Origin of the sequence: Rufibacter roseus (genome assembly GCF_001647285.1) — a bacterium.
GTDB lineage: Bacteria > Bacteroidota > Bacteroidia > Cytophagales > Hymenobacteraceae > Nibribacter > Nibribacter roseus.
This window is the reverse complement of sequence record NZ_LRML01000017.1, coordinates 12,811-32,500: the sequence shown is the minus strand read 5'-3', so window position 1 is coordinate 32,500 and position 19,690 is coordinate 12,811. Positions and strand designations below refer to the sequence as shown.

11 protein-coding genes are annotated in these 19,690 nt (G+C 48.0%); 9 read left to right on the top strand and 2 right to left on the bottom strand.

The genetic code is table 11. The features are described from left to right. Nucleotides 1-242: 242 nt before the first annotated feature. The 9 genes from A8O23_RS18630 to A8O23_RS18590 all read left to right on the top strand — a co-directional run bounded on the left by A8O23_RS18630 (nucleotide 243) and on the right by A8O23_RS18590 (nucleotide 16,100). Nucleotides 243-500 carry a Sec-independent protein translocase subunit TatA/TatB gene (locus A8O23_RS18630; protein WP_066624752.1) on the top strand — a complete coding sequence of 86 codons (258 nt, stop codon included), beginning with the start codon at nucleotides 243-245 and terminating at the stop codon, nucleotides 498-500. A 3-nt stretch (nucleotides 501-503) separates the two neighbouring features. After that, entirely contained in the window at nucleotides 504-1,940 is a 1,437-nt protein-coding gene (gene gatA, locus A8O23_RS18625; protein ID WP_066624749.1) for an Asp-tRNA(Asn)/Glu-tRNA(Gln) amidotransferase subunit GatA, read from the top strand. Beyond that, complete coding sequence (locus A8O23_RS18620) at nucleotides 1,940-3,502, top strand: lytic transglycosylase domain-containing protein (RefSeq protein WP_066624746.1); 1,563 nt, start codon at nucleotides 1,940-1,942, stop codon at nucleotides 3,500-3,502. The genes gatA and A8O23_RS18620 overlap by 1 nt, the downstream gene beginning before the upstream one ends. 222 nt (nucleotides 3,503-3,724) lie before the next feature. Then, on the top strand, nucleotides 3,725-5,995 hold the full coding sequence (locus A8O23_RS18615; protein WP_192849055.1) for an NADP-dependent malic enzyme: 2,271 nt from the start codon (nucleotides 3,725-3,727) through the stop codon (nucleotides 5,993-5,995). A gap of 154 nt (nucleotides 5,996-6,149) precedes the next feature. Then, a complete protein-coding gene (gene ruvA, locus A8O23_RS18610; protein ID WP_066624740.1) occupies nucleotides 6,150-6,740 on the top strand; it encodes a Holliday junction branch migration protein RuvA in 591 nt (196 codons plus the stop codon). A 12-nt stretch (nucleotides 6,741-6,752) separates the two neighbouring features. Further along, nucleotides 6,753-13,913 carry a T9SS outer membrane translocon Sov/SprA gene (gene sov, locus A8O23_RS18605; protein ID WP_239693450.1) on the top strand — a complete coding sequence of 2,387 codons (7,161 nt, stop codon included), beginning with the start codon at nucleotides 6,753-6,755 and terminating at the stop codon, nucleotides 13,911-13,913. Between the two features lie 108 nt (nucleotides 13,914-14,021). Then, nucleotides 14,022-14,402: a glycine cleavage system protein GcvH gene (gcvH, locus tag A8O23_RS18600; RefSeq protein ID WP_066624738.1), complete on the top strand. Its 381-nt coding sequence runs from the start codon at nucleotides 14,022-14,024 to the stop codon at nucleotides 14,400-14,402. 8 nt (nucleotides 14,403-14,410) lie between these two features. Then, on the top strand, nucleotides 14,411-14,803 hold the full coding sequence (locus tag A8O23_RS18595) for a VanZ family protein (RefSeq protein WP_153042281.1): 393 nt from the start codon (nucleotides 14,411-14,413) through the stop codon (nucleotides 14,801-14,803). Between the two features lie 10 nt (nucleotides 14,804-14,813). Beyond that, a complete protein-coding gene (locus A8O23_RS18590; protein ID WP_153042280.1) occupies nucleotides 14,814-16,100 on the top strand; it encodes a M28 family metallopeptidase in 1,287 nt (428 codons plus the stop codon). A gap of 322 nt (nucleotides 16,101-16,422) precedes the next feature. Here A8O23_RS18590 and A8O23_RS21500 read toward each other — a convergent pair whose 3' ends face one another. Together A8O23_RS21500 and A8O23_RS18580 are read right to left on the bottom strand one after the other, a co-directional pair. Next, nucleotides 16,423-18,534, bottom strand: a complete 2,112-nt coding sequence (locus tag A8O23_RS21500; protein ID WP_161486767.1) for a M43 family zinc metalloprotease — start codon at nucleotides 18,532-18,534, stop codon at nucleotides 16,423-16,425. A gap of 49 nt (nucleotides 18,535-18,583) precedes the next feature. Next, complete coding sequence (locus A8O23_RS18580) at nucleotides 18,584-19,468, bottom strand: YicC/YloC family endoribonuclease (RefSeq protein ID WP_066624725.1); 885 nt, start codon at nucleotides 19,466-19,468, stop codon at nucleotides 18,584-18,586. Between the last annotated feature and the right edge of the window lie 222 nt (nucleotides 19,469-19,690).

Genomic DNA, 19,690 nt, shown 5'->3' with positions numbered 1-19,690 from the left:
TTCTATCTACTCCCAACGCTTGTTTCATTAAGATGATATCAGTTTTAGCTGTACCCGCCCATGGGCAGCAATATTGCTATGGAAATAGGTAGAGTTTAATTCATTATTTTAGAAACGCTGTAAGCAAGCCATAAACATTGTTTTATCATTAAATATGAAATTTAAACCACCACTTACTCCAATGTTTCAGGTATTTGGGAATTAAACCTTAATTTTGCACTTAACATTTTACTTGTACAGCTATGTTGTCAAACACTTTATTATTTATCGGAAACCTGGGCACCGGCGAGATTATAGCTTTAGTCTTGATAGTTGTTCTTCTTTTTGGAGCTAAAAAAATACCGGAACTGGCGCGCGGCATGGGCAGAGGTATACGGGAGTTTAAAGACGCTACCAAAGAAATAAAGCATGATATTGAGAACGCGGCCAATGAAGACCGTCCGTCCAATACTGCTAACAGAACCACAACCAACAATACTACCAACAACACCAACGCCTAATTCATGCGCTACACATCCCTTGACGCTATCCGCCAGGAGATAAGCCAAGGTACGCTTACCTGTCGTCAGCTGACGGAGCGTTATCTGCAAAACATAACCGAGAAACGTCACCTCAATGCGTTTTTAGAAGTGTTTGAAGAAGAAGCCCTTCGGCAAGCCGATGAGGTAGACGCTAAATTACAGGCCGGAACCGCCGGTAAACTGGCGGGTATGGTCATTGGCATTAAAGACGTGTTGGCTTATGAAGGTCACGCGTTGCAGGCTTCCAGCAAAATTCTGGACGGCTTCAAATCACTGTACACTGCCACAGCGGTGCAGCGCCTGCGCGCTGCCGACGCTATCATTATTGGGCGCCAGAACTGTGATGAGTTTGCCATGGGCGGCTCTAATGAGAACTCAGCCTTCGGCCCGTCTTTGAACGAGGCAGACAATACCCGCGTACCAGGCGGCTCTTCAGGTGGTTCGGCGGTAGCCGTCCAAGCCGATTTGTGCCTGGCGTCAATCGGTTCTGACACAGGTGGATCGGTGCGTCAGCCGGCGGCATATTGCGGCGTTGTGGGCATGAAACCTACCTATTCCCGCATCTCACGGTATGGGCTTATTGCCTATGCCTCTTCTTTTGACCAGATTGGTGTTATCACGCAAAGTGTGGAAGACGCTGCCTTGTTGTTAGAAGTAATGGCCGGAGCCGATGACTTTGACGCTACCGTAAGCCAACGTCCGGTGCCTGCTTACAGCCAGAACCTTACTTTTGACCGCCCTGCCCGCATTGGTTTCATCCGTGACTCTTTTGAGAGCCCCGGCCTGAACCCTGAGGTAAAAAAAGCGGTGCAAGGCGTGCTGGACAGCCTGCAAGAGCAAGGGCATAGCGTAGAGGCCGCTGACTTCCACTTCCTCGATTACATTGTACCAACCTACTACATCTTGACAACTGCCGAAGCAAGTTCTAACTTAGGCCGTTACGATGGGGTGAAGTACGGGTACCGGAGCGAAAACGCCACCGACCTGACGTCTATGTACAAGAAGACCCGCGCCGAAGGGTTCGGGAAAGAAGTACAACGCCGCATCATGCTGGGTACCTTCGTTTTGAGCGCCGATTATTATGATGCTTATTATACCAAAGCCCAGCAGGTTCGGCGGCTAATCAAAGAGAAGACAGACGAGCTTTTACAGCAGTTCGATTTTCTGATTCTGCCTACCACGCCTACCACGGCTTTCAAAATTGGCGAGAACACCAAAGACCCGCTGGCCATGTACCTGGAAGATATCTACACGGTACAGGCAAATTTAGCAGGCGTTCCGGCTATTTCGTTACCAATTGGGCATGACTCTGCGGGGCTTCCAATTGGGGTGCAACTGATGACAAAAGCATTTGGGGAAGAGCAATTGTTCGCCTTCTCTAAAAAGATGATGGACCATCAAACACAAGTAATCGCCTAATGCGCATTTTTACTCTCTTAACTGGCCTTGTTCTTACGCTGGGTCTGGGCACTGTTGTGCAGGCCCGCCAAGCCACCGTGCAAGATTTACCCACCGTTGAAGTCAAAGACACCACCAAGGTACTGACTGATACGGTAGAATACATTCCCGTGGAAACTGATGAACTCATCCAGGACCGCCTTAGCTGTTTGGAGAATGAGATTCCGCTGGAGTTTAACAAGCAGGTAAGAGGGCTGATCGATTACTTCACCATCCGGAACCGTAACTACACCCGGAGGGTATTGGGTCGGCAGCCGGTGTACTTTCCTATGTTTGAGAAACACCTGGCCAAGCACAACATGCCTGATGAGTTGAAGTACCTGGCTGTGGTGGAGTCGGCGCTTCTTCCTAAAGCGGTATCCTCGGCTAAGGCAGTAGGTTTATGGCAGTTCATGACACCCACCGCCAATGATTTCAGGCTAGTACAGAACTCATATTTAGACGAGCGCATGGACCCGGAGAAATCAACGGAGGCGGCCTGTTTGTTCCTGAAGCAGCTGTACCGCATGTTCGGGAGCTGGGAAATGGCGCTGGCTGCCTATAACTGCGGTCCGGGTAATGTGCGGAAAGCCATAAAACGTTCCGGCGGAAAAAATACGTTCTGGGAAATTTACCCGTACCTGCCCCGCGAGACCCGCAGCTACGTCCCCTCTTTTACGGCCATTGTGTACGCCATGAACTATGCGCCAGAACACAATCTGAAAGCCGATACTTTACGCCAACCAATTGCGGTAGATACTATTCTGGTGAACCAGCCGCTAGACTTGAAACGTCTGGCCCTGCAGCTGAACCTTTCAGAAGAATATATTGCAGATCTTAATCCGGCGGTAAAGCATAAGTACCTGCCGGAAGAGGTAAAGAATTTCCCGTTGCGCATACCCGCTGATTCATACCCGTTCCTGGCACAGAACCACATGGCTATCTTAGACTCAGCCCGCTACGTGGCTCCAGTAAGAATTACGGCTCCGGCCTCTTCCACCATGGTAGCCAAAGCTAAGGCTACTGTCCATTCTGAAGATTCTGACAAAGCTACCTATGTCGTGCGCCGTGGTGATTCTCTCATCAAGATAGCTCGTGAAAATGATGTAACAGTTGAAGAGCTGAAAGCTTGGAACCAAATAACTGGCTCTACAATCATGGCTAACCAGAAACTGCTTGTCATGAACCCAGCTAACAAAGAGAAGGAAGACAGCAAACAAACTACAGAGCCTGCGGCAGAAAACACTTTGCTGGCCTCTGCCGATGAGCCTGCCGGTTCTGCCAAGCAAGCTGGACCTAATGCCGATAACCAGCCAACTGACGGAGCTGCCGCTTCTACAGCAGCAACTAGTAAGACTTCTAAGAAAGCACCTACTAAAAGAGCCGAAATTGAGAATCCACAAACCATTCATCATGTACAACCTGGTGATACGTTATGGAACATTTCAAGGCGTTACAACAACATTAGCGTAGACCAACTAAAAAAGAAAAATAAATTAAAGGGAGATGATTTGAAGCCTGGCATGAAACTAATTGTAGGCTGATATACCCCTTCCAAAGAACATAGCATCTCAGGTTCAGGCTTGAGGTGCTTTTTATTTTTAAGGCCTTTTAGAGCTGTTTTGGGCAAAACAAGCCCAAAACAGAGGCAATTTCGGTTACAGTATCTTTGCTGAATCGGAAAAATCTTATCATTTTGTAAACTTAACTTGCCGGCCGCTCTGTTAAGCAGCCGCAAAAGTGACAACCACAGGAGAAGAGAGACTATGATCAAAATAAACAAGCAAGACGCGCTCAACTACCACAGCCAAGGCCAACCCGGCAAAATTGAGGTAGTACCCACTAAGCTTGTCAGTACACAGCTAGACTTGGCTTTGGCCTATTCACCGGGCGTAGCCGAACCCTGTAAAGAGATTGCCGCCAACAAAGAAGATGTGTACAAGTACACCGCTAAAGGCAACCTGGTAGGTGTAATTTCAAACGGTACTGCTGTTTTGGGCCTAGGTAATATTGGACCTGAGGCTTCAAAGCCAGTAATGGAAGGGAAAGGAGTATTATTTAAGAAGTTTGCCGGTATAGATGTTTTCGACATAGAAATTGACTGCACTGATCCTGATGAATTCATCCGGATTGTAAAGTCTCTGGAGCCAACGTTTGGCGGTATTAATCTGGAAGACATCAAGGCTCCGGAAAGCTTCAAAATTGAAAACGCCTTGCGTGAGCAAATGAACATTCCGCTCATGCACGATGACCAGCACGGCACCGCCATTATCTCCAGCGCCGCCTTACTCAACGCCCTTGAGTTGGTAGGAAAGAAAATTGACGAAGTTAAAATGGTGATCAACGGTGCCGGGGCCGCCGCCATTGCTTGCACCAAGTTATATCTGGCACTTGGTGTAAACATCGAAAACATTGTGATGTTTGACAAAGACGGCATCATTAACCCCGAGCGTGATGACCTAGATATTTACCGTGCCCAGTTTGTAACCACCCGCAAAATCACCACCTTGGCCGAAGCTATGGAGGGCGCAGACGTATTTGTAGGCTTAAGTGCCGGCAATGTACTCGCCCCGGAACTGGTGAAACTCATGGCGCCAGACCCTATCATTTTTGCGCTGGCCAACCCAGATCCGGAAATTGCTTATGAGACCGCCATGGCCACCCGTGAAGATTTGATTATGGCCACCGGCCGGTCCGATCATCCTAACCAGGTGAACAACGTGTTGGGTTTCCCTTACATTTTCAGAGGTGCACTAGATGTGCGCGCCACAGAGATAAATGAAGCCATGAAAGTGGCCGCTGTGTATGCCTTGGCAGAACTGGCTAAAGAACCGGTGCCGGACATTGTACACAAAGCTTACGGAGACAATACCATTGCGTTCGGCCGCACCTATCTTATTCCTAAGCCATTAGACCCGCGCTTGATCACCACCATCAGCCCAGCCGTGGCTAAAGCTGCTATGGATTCTGGCGTGGCCCGTTACCCAATTCAGAACTGGGATCGGTACCATCACGAACTACAAGCCCGCATAGGCATTGACCAGAAGCTGATGAACCGTGTGCTCACGCAGGCGCGCAACAACCCTAAAACGGTAGTCTTTGCCGAGGCGGATAACTACAAAATTTTGAAAGCCGCTGAAACGGTACTAGAGCAAAAGCTGGCCTATCCGGTATTGTTAGGTGAGCGTGCCCGCATTCAGGAGCTCATTGAAGAATTTAACTTAGAGCTGGAAGGTGCTAAAATCATAGATCCGCGCGAAGAAGAGGCCAAGTGCGAGAAATATGCACACCTGCTGTATGAAAAGCGCAAGCGCAAAGGTTTGACCTTGTTTGACTCACGCAAACTGGTACGGGTGCGGAACTACTTTGGCTGCATGATGGTAGAAACCGGCGAAGCCGATGCCCTTATCTCCGGCCTTACCCGCGATTATTCTTCTACCATCAAACCAGCTCTACAGGTAATAGGCGTGGAAGAAGGGTTGAACAAAGTAGCGGGCATGTACATCATCCAGAATAAAAAGGAACCGTACTTCTTTGCGGACACCACTGTGAACCTGATGCCTACCGCTGAAGAACTGGTGGATATAATTGGCTTAACTGCCCGTTATGTAAAGTTCTTTGACCGTGAGCCTAGAATTGCAGTGTTGTCTTATTCTAACTTTGGATCTAGTTCAGGGCAAATACCTACAAAAACCCGTGAGGCTACCCGTCTGGCGAAACAACGGTACCCCGACCTGCTCATAGACGGAGAGATGCAAGCCAATACCGCCTTGAACACAGATTTGCTGCGCGAGCACTATCCGTTCAGTGAACTGGCGAATCAGGGAGCCAATACCTTAATCTTCCCAAGTTTGGCGGCAGGTAACATTGCCTATAAACTATTGCAGGAAATGGGCGGCGCTGAAACTATTGGCCCTGTACTCATGGGCATGCGTAAGCCGGTGCATATTCTGCAGCTGGGATCATCGGTGCGGGAGATCATTAACATGGTGGCTATAGCCGTGGTAGATGCTCAAACCTGCAGAGCAAAACAATAGCCAGTTAACTGCGTAGGGAGATGAGCATCGTGCAATAAATCCCTAAATAAGTCATATTGATAGAATTCCTGTTTTAGGCCTGTTTTTCTTGAAACAGATCTAAAACAGGAAATCAAAAAACAACCTAAATTCCTTCGGTCTAGAACACACATACATGATTGCTTATTTAGACGGCCGGCTGGCTCATAAAGACCCTACTTTTGTAATTATAGATGTAGGGGGCGTAGGCTATGAATTACGTATTTCACTTAACACGTATACTGCCCTGCCCGAAGGTGAACGTTGCAAGCTTTACACATACCTGCACATAAAAGAGGATGCCCATACCCTCTACGGCTTTGCTACGCCGGCTGAGAAAAGCGCTTTTCTGCACCTTATTTCCATTTCAGGGGTGGGGCCAAATACTGGTCTCATGATTCTGTCTTCCTTAACGGTACCAGAGGTGCAGCAGGCTATTGTACGAGAAGATGTGCGCACCATTCAGCAAGTGAAAGGCATAGGCGCCAAAACCGCCCAGCGCATCATTCTGGAACTCAGAGATAAATTTAGAAAAGGGCTGGGAGCCGACGCCGTTCAGGTCAGCTTTGAAGCGCACAATACCTCACGTGAGGAAGCGTTATCTGCATTGGTAACCTTGGGCTTCGCCAAAAACGTTGCCGAAAAAACACTTGATTCCATTATCAAACGCGAAGGCACCGGGCTAAGCGTAGAGGAGTTGATAAAATTTGCCCTGAAGTCATCGTAAGTAACCCCTTTTGTGTTTAAAAATAGTAAGCCTCACATTCTTGCAGCCGCGGTAGGGTTGGTGTCGTTGATGGCATGGTTTTCACAGGCCAAGCCAAATAGTTTTTCTATGGCTGACGTGGGTGCCCTTTTGCAGGCTTCATCAGAAAACGCACAAGACACCATCAAGGGCTATATTCCTTCAAGAAGGCCAAAACTTGAAGTAAAAGACCGTTGGGGAGACCCATTTTCTAACCGCAGAACCTTTTCACCACTCATTTTGCCTTTACCTTCTAACATTGAGCTGAAGGTAGAGCCAGATGACAGCCTGAAAAATTACGAAATAACCGAGCAGATAGGAGATTTCGATTACCGGGCTCCTAGTACCATGTCCTTTGAGGAGTACTCACGGTACCAGCAACGCAAAGCCATCAGGGACTATTGGCGTGCAAAATCTTTAAGCTTAGACGAACAGAATCCAGCCGCCACCAGCCGCCGCTTAATTCCAACCATTGACGTGGGGGGCCGCACCTTTGACCGCCTTTTTGGGGGCAACACCGTTGATATCAGACCTAATGGTTTGGCTACCTTAAAGTTTGGAGCACTTTTTAACCGCAATGAGAACCCATCCATTCCGCTGCGCCAGCAAAGCATTGGCGACTTTGAGTTTGACCAAAGCATAGCCCTTAACATTGATGGCCGCATTGGGGAAAAAATGCGCATCACGGCCAACTGGGACACGAAGGCGAACTTTGATTTCGAAAACAACCTTAAGCTGGAATATACCGGCTACCCAGAGGAAATCATTCAAAAAATAGAGGCCGGTAACGTAAGCTTACCACTTAACAACTCACTTATTACCGGTGGGCAGAATTTATTTGGTTTAAAGGCGCAGTTACAACTGGGCCGTTTGTCGGTTACAGGTATTGCAGCCAACCAGCGCGGGAGCATAGATCAGGTAGACATACAGAACGGAGCACAGAACCGCCGCTTTGCCATCCGTGCCGATGAGTATGACGCCAACCGCCACTTCTTTCTGGCCCAGTTCTTCCGGGGCCGCTACGACCAAGCGCTTCGAAACTTACCCTTGGTAAATTCCGGCATTGTTATCCGGCGGGTAGAGGTGTACATCACCAACGACAACCGCACTACCCAAAACCTGCGCAACATGGTGGCATTGATGGATTTGGGAGAGTCCAACCCGTACCGCGACCAATATAACAACAACGTACCCGCCGGATCAGGGGCAGGCAACGGCCAAAATTCTTTGTATAGCACCATTTCCAACAATAGAAGCAACACTGGGGTAGACAATTATTTGGAGTCTTTGGGACTGCGCAAAACCGTTGACTTTGAACACGTAAGAGCCAGACGCCTGGAGCCTACAGAATTTAAATTTAACCCCCAGTTAGGCTATATCTCCCTGAACTCTGCTTTATTACCAGAACAGGTATTAGGTGTCGCGTTTGAATATACCCTTAATGGCCGTACTTATAAAGTTGGTGAGTTGCAAGATGATTATCAGAACATAGCCGAAGATCAGGTTATTTTCATGAAGTTGCTGCGGGCCACTAACCCTGCCTTGAGTTTGCCTACCTGGGACCTGATGATGAAAAACGTCTACGCCCTGAATGCGAATCAAATTGAACGGCAGAACTTTCAGTTGAACGTAGTTTACAAAGACGATGAGTCAGGCGGAGACCTTACCAGCCTGCAAGATGAAAACAGGTTAAAAGGTATTCCGCTGGTGCAGGTTTTTAACTTGGACAACGTGAATACCAACAATGACCGCCCCCGCGACGGAAACTTTGACTTTATTCCGGGCATTACCATTGACCCGGAAACCGGCCGAATTTATTTCCCTCAGGTGGAACCGTTTGGCTCTTACCTCCGCTCCAGATTTACGCCCGGCACCGAAGATCAGTACATAGACAAATATGTGTTTCAGGAGCTATATGACTCTATTCAGACTGATGCCCAACAGTTTGCCCAGAAAAACAAGTTCTTTATAACCGGTAGATACCAAGCCTCCAGCACTGATGAAATTACCCTACCCGGTATCCGGATTGCGGAAGGATCAGTGGCCGTTTACTCTGGAGGTACTCGCTTAGTAGAAGGTCAGGACTACCAGGTGTTTTATGATTTGGGACGGGTAAAGATCTTGAACCCAGCGTATCTGAACAGCGCGTCAAACCTGAAAGTAACGTTTGAGAAAGCAGACATCCTGAACATTCAGCCCCGTACCTTAATGGGCGCGCGTTTTGATTACCGTGTAGATGATGATCTTATTTTGGGAGCCACGGTTCTACACCAGGGGGAGCGCCCTTTCATACAGCGTGTAGCCATTGGTGATGAGCCCAGCAACAACACCATCTACGGCATGGACGTCAACTACCGCCGTGATTCAAGATTCCTCACCCGCCTCACCGATAAGCTGCCGTTTTTAGATACAAAAGCACCCTCTACTGTTACGTTAGGGGCAGAAGTGGCACAGCTGGTACCAAAGAAAACAGAATTTGTGGGTGAAAACGGAGTGTCTTACATAGATGACTTCGAAAATGCCCGAACCCCTTACACCTTAGGCGGTTTCAACACCAATGCCTGGCGTTTAGCAGCTACTCCTCAACCGCTCATCAATGGTACTACCGGACTGGCGTATGCGTATAACCGCGCAAAACTGGCGTGGTATACAATAGACCAGATTTATTACTCCGCTAACAACCTTCGCCCTTCTAACATAACCCGCGAAGAGCTGGAGAACCATTACGTGCGGGGGGTACAGCGCCGTGAGATTTTCCCTAACCGCGACCCTGAGACCAATAACACCTTTGAATATACCTTTGATTTGGCTTACTACCCTGAAGAGCGGGGTCAGTATAACTATACTCCAGATGTAAGCCAAGATGGCAAGTTCTTTACAGACAACAACCCAAGAAACAAGTGGGCCGGTATTAGTAGAGGCATTTCTTTTGACAACAACTTCGACAATGCCAACATAGAATATCTGGAGTTCTGGTTGCTGGATCCTTTCATTCAAGGCGAGCGGGGCGTGGTTAGAAATCCAGACGGTACCAGCGTGAACAATACCACAGGGGGTGAGTTTGTGATCAACTTGGGTAATGTTTCTGAAGATTTGTTAAAAGACCAGCGCTATGAGTTTGAAAATGGTTTACCAGCCGACGGAAACCCGCAGGCCACAGATGAAACCATTTGGGGCAGAGTGGCGCGCACCCAATACCTGACAGATGCGTTTGACAACAACCCAGGTTCCAGGCCTTTTCAAGACATAGGTTTAGAAGGGTTGAATGATGACGCTGAAAGAGTATTCTTTCAGCAGCACCACCCGCTGTACGGCACCTTCGGTGACCCTTCAGCTGATAACTTCCGTCACCACTTAGACGGCAGCTATGATGATGCTAATGTGGGCATCTTGGGCCGCTACAAGCACTTCAACGGCATGGAAGGTAACTCCCCGGTGAACAGCAACTTATCTTCATACGCTTTCCCAGACAAAGAAGACCTCAACCGCGACAACGTCATCAGTGATACGGAGCAGTATTATGAATACAAGATCAACTTGAGGCCTCATCAGTTGGAAGTGGGTCGTAATTACATTGTAGACAAAGTAGATACTGTTGACGCCGCCGGTAATCAGGTGAACTGGTACCAGTTCCGGATTCCGATCCGCAAGCCTACTGGCACTGTGAACGGCATGTCTGGCTTCAAGTCTATCAGGTTTATGCGTATGTACCTGACTCAGTTCCAACAACCGGTGGTGCTGCGTTTTGTGCAGATGCAATTTGTGGCCAACCAATGGCGTACGTACAACTCTATTATTAGAGAAGGAGAGCCTTGCCTAAGCTGTGACCGTGACGTTGACAACTTCTTTGTTTCAACTGTAAGTGTGGAAGAAAACGGCGAGGCAGACCCAGGAACTATCCCTTATCTGTTGCCTCCGGGGGTAGAAAGACAAAGAGATTTTTCTTCTGCCAATAACCGTAGACAGAATGAGCAGTCTCTGCAGTTGTGTGTAGAGAACCTGAGAGATTCGTTCAGCAAGGCGGTGTACAAAAACGTAACGCAGGACATGCTCATTTACAAGCGCCTGAAAATGTACGTTCACGCTCAGAGCGCCAGTGGCACCCAAGACGGTGAAATGAATGCCTTCATCAGAATTGGTACTGACTACACGCAGAACTACTATGAGTATTCTATTCCGTTAAAGATTACCCCACCGGGCAGCCGTGATCCGCAGCAAATCTGGTTTGATGAGAATGCCATTGACGTAGCTTTTGAAGAATTTGTGCGCCTGAAGGCCCAGCGGAACCGCGAGCAATTCCCGCTAAACCAGGTGTACACCAGTACCATTAACGGCAAAGTTATCAGTGTAAAAGGTAACCCCGACTTTAGTGACGTGCAAAGTATTATGATTGGATTGCAGAATCCTGCGTCGCCAGACCAGGCGTCTCATTCCCTTTGTATGTGGGTAAACGAATTAAGAGTGTCTGATTTTGACCGTACCGCTGGCTGGGCTGCCACCGCCCGTGCCAACGTAAAGCTCGCTGATTTTGCCAACATTACCGCTACTGGTTCTTATACAGCCGTAGGTTTTGGAGGAATTCAGGAGCGAGCCGCACTGCGGGCACGTGAGAATGCAGCGCAAATGGACGTAACTGCCAATATTGCCGCTGAAAAACTATTACCTTCTCAGTTAGGTTTGGTAGTTCCGGTGTCGGTTCAATATGGTACTACCGTTGCCGAGCCTAGGTTTGACCCTCTTGACCGAGACACAGAACTAGATTTATCATTGCAGAAGTTTGGTGACAATGATGAGGAGCGGGAAAATTACCGACAGGAAGTCGTCAGTCAGACCACCACTAAAAGTATAAACCTGCTAAACGTCCGGAAAGAAAAAACGAACCCTGAGGCCAAAAGCAGGATTTACGACGTGGAGAACCTTTCAGTGTCTTATGCCTACAGCGAGATACTGCACACAGACATAACCACTGATCGTAATTTCTCTAAGTCTTACACTGGAGGCGTAGCATATACGTTCAACAACACGCCAAAAAATTACACCCCGTTTTCTGAGGCCAAAGCTTTCCAATCGCCGTACCTACGCTGGATCAAAGAGTTCAACTTTTCTTTGGTACCTAGCCGCATAGCCGTGCGGGCCGATTTAGACCGTAGGTACAACGAAACCTACTTACAAGGCCGTAGCTCACCGTATGCCCTACCAGACACGGCCGGCATTATGCCTACGTTCCAGAAATCGTTCTTCTTTAACCGGATTTACGATGTAAAATGGGATCTGACCAAAAGCCTTACCCTGGACTATACCGCTACCAACCGCGCCGTAGTAGATGAGCCAGACGGTCGTATTAATGACGAAGTAGACTCGCTGCGTTGGAAGAATGAGGAAATCTGGCACAACCTGCGGCGCTTTGGTCGTAACACCAACTTTAACCAGTTAGTAGCCTTTACATACCGGCTGCCGCTTGATAAATTCCCGCTCACTGACTTTGTGTCTGCCGATGCCCGTTATGAGGCTGGTTTCACCTGGACATCTGCCTCTACCGCTCTCAGCAACAATGACACACTGCGGTTAGGTAACACTATTGAAAACAAAGCTGAGTCTAGCCTGAGCGGTAAAATTGATTTGGTGCGGCTTTACAACAAGGTAAAGATTCTGAAAGAAATAAATACGGCCAGCCCTAAACCAGGTTTAAGACCCCAAAATACCCGTGCAGGCGCCGGAGCCACTGCCGGTAGGCCTAATGCCGCCGCTGCGGCAGACACCACCAAGAAAAGGGAGTTGAAGGTTCTAAAAACCATTTTACGGGGGCTAATGTCTGCCAGATCGGTTAACTTTACCTATGCCCGCACAGAAGGAACACTTCTCCCTGGCTTCTTGCCAACTGCTCAGAACTTTGGCCTAGCCGATGGCTTTGGCGCTCCAGGGCTGGACTTTGTGCTGGGGAAACAGTTTGATCTGCATGACCTGTACGAGCGCGCCAACCGCGAAGGCTGGTACACTGACAGCAGCCAATACCTGAACACGCCGCTAAGCTCATTAAAATCGGTGAACCTTACGGCGCGGGCCACCATAGAGCCTTTCCGGAACTTCATTATCACGCTAGACGGGGCCATGAATCGCTCTGAAATTGAAGAAGTATTCTACCGCCGCGATTCAGCTATGAATGTGCAACGGCAGAACCCATTCAATACTGGAGCTTACCGAGTGTCGTTCATAGCGATCAGCACGTTGTTTGAGAGTGGGTCTGGCACTAACTCTCCTGCGTTTGAGAATTTCATACGGTACAGGGCTTCCGTAGCCGGCCGTATGAATGCTGCCAACCCAGCCAACGGCCAATATGCCTTAAACTCACAGGACGTGCTGATTCCAGCGTTTATTCATGCCTACCAAGGCAAAGACATTGACGGCTTCAAGGTAAAACCTACAGGACCTTTCGATGCTATTCCGCTGCCAAACTGGAACATTGTGTATAACGGGCTTTCTACATTGCCATTTTTCCAGCAGTACTTCAGCTCGTTTACACTGAACCACGCGTACCAGTCTAATCTGGCGGTTGCCAACTTCAGTACTTCATTAGATTATCAGTTTGAACCATCTGGCTTCCCAGATCAGGTGAACAATCAGGGGGAAATCATTCCGTATTACATCATCAACCAGGTGGCTATAACCGAAACTATGTCGCCGTTGATAGGCGTCAACTTCCGGACGAAGAAACAGATTTCCGGCCGCGTTGAATATAAGACCCAGCGGAACCTACTCCTGAACATGACCAACGCGCAGGTAACCGAAAACGGGGTGAAAGATTTTGTGGTAGGTATTGGCTACAGCGCCACCAACTTTAAACTTCCGTTCCCGATTGGCGGCTCGCGTACTTTGCCAAATGAACTGACCATGCGCCTTGACCTGACCATCAGAGACAATGAGACCGTACAGCGCACCATAGCAGTAGACACAGATGGCAACGAGTACCAGAACAACCTGACCACTGCCGGAAGCCTTCAGATGCAGCTACGCCCTACCATTGACTATGTGGTGAGCCAACGCCTGAACCTGCAGTTCTACTTTACGCAGAACATCACTGACCCTAAAGTGGCCAACTCATTCCGTAATACGGTGACAGAAGGCGGTATCCAGCTTCGGTTCAGTTTATCTGATTAGGCTGTTTTTAGCCTGTTTTCTGAAAAACAGCTCTAAAACTCCTATTCAGGCTTGTGCTGCCACGTAAAAAGAATGTATTTTTGACATCATAACTTAAACGAATATATTATGAACTTCCCAGCGGAGCTTAAATACACAAAAGACCATGAGTGGGTGCGCATTGAGGGTGATGTAGCCTTTGTAGGTATCACAGACTTTGCCCAGCGTGAGTTAGGTGACATTGTTTATGTAGACATTGACACCCTTAATAAAACTGTTGCCAAAGAAGAAGTATTTGGTACTGTTGAAGCCGTTAAAACTGTTTCTGACTTGTTCAGCCCCCTTACCGGTGAAGTGCTGGAGGTGAATGAAAAATTAGACGGCAGCCCAGAACTGGTAAACTCTGACCCTTACGGTGATGGCTGGATGGTAAGAATGTCTATCAATGAAAAAGCTGAGCTGGATGAGTTGCTTTCAGCGGATGCTTACAAAGAACTAGTAGGCGCTTAATTTCCGCTTTGAATCGTTTTATTCATTACATACCGGCACTTGCGTGGGCATTCGTCATCTTGATAGGGACATTAATGCCTGCGCAAGCGCTACCCCCTCCCCCAAAGCTGGACCTGCTAACCTTTGACTCACTGGCGCACGCCCTGCTGTTTGGAATTTTAATTCTCCTTTCTTTTTATGGGTTTCGCCGTGACCCTGGTATAGTTTTAACCAAGGGCATTGCTACCGGAATTTTTCTGCTTTCCATACTCTTCGGAATTGTGATAGAACTACTGCAGGGCGCCATGTCCTTAGGTAGATCTCCGGAAATGTCAGACGTGCTGAGCAATTGTATTGGGTGTTTACTTGGCCTGGCACTTTGGCCTTTTGTTTCTCGCCTACTTTTCAGAAATCAAGCGTAAAACAGCTTCTTTGCCTTTACTACCTATGCGTCAGCGTCTGCTCCAGAGCCTATGCCTATTGCTCTTTACGTTTCCGGCTTTTGCCCAAGACATGGCCAGAGTGCGGGAAACCATTGCTGAATTAGCTTCTCCGGCTTTGCACGGCCGAGGCTATGCATTTAAAGGAGATAGCCTGGCCGCCCGGTACCTACAACAGCAATTTGCCTCCATCGGCTTACAGTCTTTCACGCCAAACTACCAGCAGCCTTTCACCCTGCCCATCAATATTCTGGACAACCGGCTTTTCCTAAGAGTGAATGGAAAGCCATTAGTTGCCGGGGTAGACTTTATAGCACATGGTGCCACGGGTGCCGGGCAAGGCGATGGCAAAGTCTACGCCATTGACACTATGCTTCTGCAAGACGTTGATGAGTCGCAGGATTTTCTTTCCTATAACTTTAAGAACAGAGTCATTGTGGTGCGGGACCGGCATTTCAAAGACCTCCTTTCATTGCCTCAAATTTTTCAGGAGCAAATACTGGAGGCCGAAGCAATCATTGTTTTAAAGCCCGGCCCAAAACTCATGGGCACTGTTTTAGGATGGCAGTTCCCGTTTCCGGTGCTGGAAGTGCTGGAGAAGTCATGGCCAACTAAAGCTAAGAAAGTAGAGCTTGCCGTTGATGCCCGTCTGGAAGAAAAGTACCAGAGCCAGAACGTGATTGGGTACATCAAAGGCAGCCAAAAGCCTGATTCATTTGTGGTCATAACCGCCCATTATGATCATTTAGGCCACCAGGGGAAAGACCTGTACTTTCCGGGTGCCCACGACAATGCCAGCGGCACTGCCATGCTTCTGGAACTGGCCCATTGGTATGCCCAGCCTCAGAACGCTCCTGAGTATTCTATTACGTTTATAGCTTTTGCAGCAGAAGAAGCTAGCTTGTTAGGATCAAAGTTCTACACCGAGCATCCGCTGTTCCCGTTGAATAACATTAAGTTTCTGTTGAACCTTGACTTGCTAAGTACCGGAGAGGAGGGCTTGATGGTGGTGAATGGAACCGTTTTCCCTGAGCAGTTCACTTTGTTACAGCAGTTGAACAAGCAGCACCAGCTACTGCCCCAGATCAAAAGCCGTGGCAAAGCAGCTAACTCAGATCATTATTATTTCACCGAGGAGGGAGTTCCCGCTTTCTTCTTTTATACCCTTGGAGGCACAACCACTGAGTATCATCACCCCAAAGACACCCCCAATACACTCCCTTTAACTAAGTTCAAGGAAGTATTTACACTCATTAAAGCGTTTATTAAAGCATTGTAGCAATGCTGATTTTCTTTTGCGCGAAGGCCACTCCCCCCTCTCCTCTAAAGTTAGCATCTTGTAAAGAAAAATTTAAGGGGCTTTTATGTCGCGAAAGTTTCTTCCGTGACTTTAGTATCTATAAGTTACTGCCATAGTGCATGCCGTTCTTTTCCTGTTATAACTCCACAATATGCTTTGTCTATCTTCTGCTGTTTTCAAATGCAGCAAGTGAAATGATACAAAACTACAAGAGCCTGTTTTACACCCGTTTTTCATAAAACAGGCCTAAAACAGGCTCTTGAACTTATAGAGAGTAGAAAAAAATTAGCTTGTCAATGCGCTACCGCACAAGTACTATCCGGCGCACAACAGTTCCTTTATCTGTCAGGAGCCTGACCAAATACACTCCGTTAGGATGGTTATGCAATTCAAGTTGAAGGGATCTCTTTTTACTTTGACCGTAGCTTTCTGCTTGTACCACTTTCCCGATGGCATTGAGCACTTGTACTTCTGTTATCAGCGCCTCCGGAGATTCTACCTGCACTACACCACTGGTAGGGTTAGGAGATACTTTTACCGCCTGTTTGGCTAAGTCTTCAGCAATGCCCAATGGGCCACCGTCTACTTTGATATCATCTAAATAAAGATTGTTCTCATAGTCAGTGATATGGCGGAATTTGATGATGGCGGTGGTAGCGGCAGTGAAAGCAGATAAATCTACAGCCTCTAAACGCCACTGCCCCGCTTTTGGCACAAATTGAACATCTGTATAAGCAGGAGTAGTTGTAGATAAGCTGGCGTCAAATTTACGGTAAACCCGCTGATAAGTGGCTCCACAGTCAGTTGAAACCAATACCTCTAAAGTATCTGAATACCCATTTGGAGAATATAAGGCATACGCCAAATGAAAGCTTAAAATGGGTGAGGTACGGCTGGTTAAATCCAGCGGAGGCAGCACTAGTTCATCTACCTGCCCTGCAGATTCATAGTTATAGTTATCCATGAATACTGAGGCTGACCCAGATTTAGCGGCTTTAGTAGTGTTTGCCCAGGTCACAGTAGCATCGGGGTTCAGCAATTCCCAACCCGCAGGCGGGAATGCGGCACTTTCAAAACTTTCATTCAAAGGCAACGTCCTGCCATGCACCTGAAACGCATAATTAATCTGATCATTTCCGGCATTGGCGTCTGAAGCACTGTTATTCCGAGACACAATGGCAACTGATAAAACCCGCTGCCCCGCGCCTGCCGTTTGCACCGGCAAGGTAACCGTTACATTTTGGTAAGAGGGCAAGGTGCCGGTCCACGTGTAGGTTTGGGGAGTTCCATTGTCTAGCCTATACTGTAACTGCACATTACTGAGGGTTTGGCTGCCCCTGTTACGTAACACTATCGCTGGAGCAAAACTGTTCTGGCACAACACCTTTGCAGGGGCGGTTACTCCAATTAGAGCAGCGTCTAAGACCGGCACTTCTACCTCCATAGCGCCTTTTGAAGTTAAAAGACCTGGGCGGAGGTTGATTAGGGCAGACCGCATAACCGCTTTCTGCCCAGCGGTAAATAAATTCATGCAGCCATCGTCAGTGTAATCCATGTAGTTCATGTACATGTCACTCACGTTGTCACAAGACGGCAGCGGAAAAGTTGATGGACAACCTACATTCTCTGTTTCCTGAGTTGGGGTATCGGCAACGGCATCATCTCCGCAATCTTCATCGCCCCAGATATGGAACAAGTTGAGCCAGTGCCCTACCTCATGGGTAGTGGTGCGGCCTTTGTTGAAAGGAGCCGTAGCGGTACCAGTGGTTCCAAAATACCGATAGTCTACTACTACCCCATCGGTTAAGGGTGATCCTGAGTTAGGAAACTGCCCGTACCCCAGCACATCTTCAAAAGCGGCAAAATGCACCACCCAAATATTAAGGTACTTTTCAGTATTCCAGGCGTCTTTTCCGCCAGAAGAAGAAAATTTCATCTTATCATCAACGGCAAAATCAGTTACGCTGGTTTGCGTGCGGGTAATGCCTGTGGTTGTCTCTCCGTCTGGGGTGCGTTTGGCCAGAACAAACTCAATTTCTGTGTCGGCGGCTACTCCTTTGAACATGGCAGGGGTTTTGCCGGCATCAGTATTCAAGCGCCTGAAGTCTTTGTTCAGCACCTCAATCTGCGACGCTATCTGGGCATCAGAAATATTCTGTGTTTGTTCATTGTATACCACATGCACTACAACCGGAATAGTGATGACATCTGCCAATGGCGTGTTACCAGATAATCTTTTAGTACCGGTGAAGCTGGCCATACGTGCCTGCTGCTTTAGCTGCTGCCGTAGGTTTGGCCGGTTCTTTTCAAGACGTTGCACATGCTCCATGGTGCCGCAGGAGCGGCTTTGGCTCCAAGCAGTAGTGGTGCCGGCTCCTAAGAGCAAGATAATGGCCAGTAATTTTTGAAGCATGTGCGTTTTGGGCATGTTTTTGTAAAATCAGCACAAAAACATCTTCTTGTTATAAAATATTGTTCAGCTGCTCTTTAATCTTTTCCAGCTCTTCTTTCATTTCTACCACCAAGTGCTGAATGGTGGAATCATTTGCTTTAGAACCGATGGTGTTAATTTCGCGGCCTATCTCCTGAGAGATAAAACCAAGCTTTTTACCGGTTGGTTCAGGAAGGTACACGGTCTCTGTGAAATAGTGTAAGTGGTTAATTAACCGCACTTTCTCTTCGGCAATATCCAGCTTCTCAATGTAGTAGATCATTTCCTGCTCAAAGCGGTTCTGGTTGAAAGACTCTGAAGCGCTTATTTCCTGCAAGTGGCTCTGAATGCGCTGCTTGATCTGCTCTACCCGCTTAGGGTCGTGCTTATCTACCTCGGCCAGCAAAATTCTGATGCGGTCTATGTAAGAAACGATTTCTGCGGTCAGCGCTTTCCCTTCATCGGCCCTGAAGCTGTTCAGGTTGTCTATGGCCTGCTGGAGCAGTGGTGCTACTGTTTCCCAACTTACCTCCTCTGTTTTTCCTTCTTCGGCGGCTTCTGTCTGCAGCACTTCGGGCATTTGCAAAGCCAAACGGAACAAATCAGGAGATTGTGCACCCAATAACTGCGCCGCTTGCTCCAGCTCTTGGTAATAGGCTTTCAGTAACTCTGAGTTGATTTTATTCTTGGCCCCTACTCCTTTGTTACGCGCCAAATCTATGTTTAAATTCACTTTGCCCCGCACCAGGCTCCGGCTCACCAGATTACGTATTTCCAGTTCTTTGTCTGACAAGCTGCGTGGAATCCGCAGGCTCAGGTCCATTGATTTAGAGTTCAGTGATTTTATCTCGATGCTGAGGGTATAGGCGTCGGTCTCTAATTGAGCCGCACCAAAACCTGTCATTGAAAGAAGCATATGGGCGAAGTCAGTTGATAAAAAGTAAATTTAATGAAAAAGCGTCACTTACACCCCATGTTGCACTTGCGCGGTGCTGCCGGTGATATTCAGGTGTTACAGGCAAATTTTTACTTGTATCACGGGTGCTAACAAACAGAAAGCCTCCAGTGTGCTGCACCAGAGGCTTTCACGTTTTAAGGCTGTTTTTGGTAAAATAGCCTTAAAACGTAATGCTGAAGA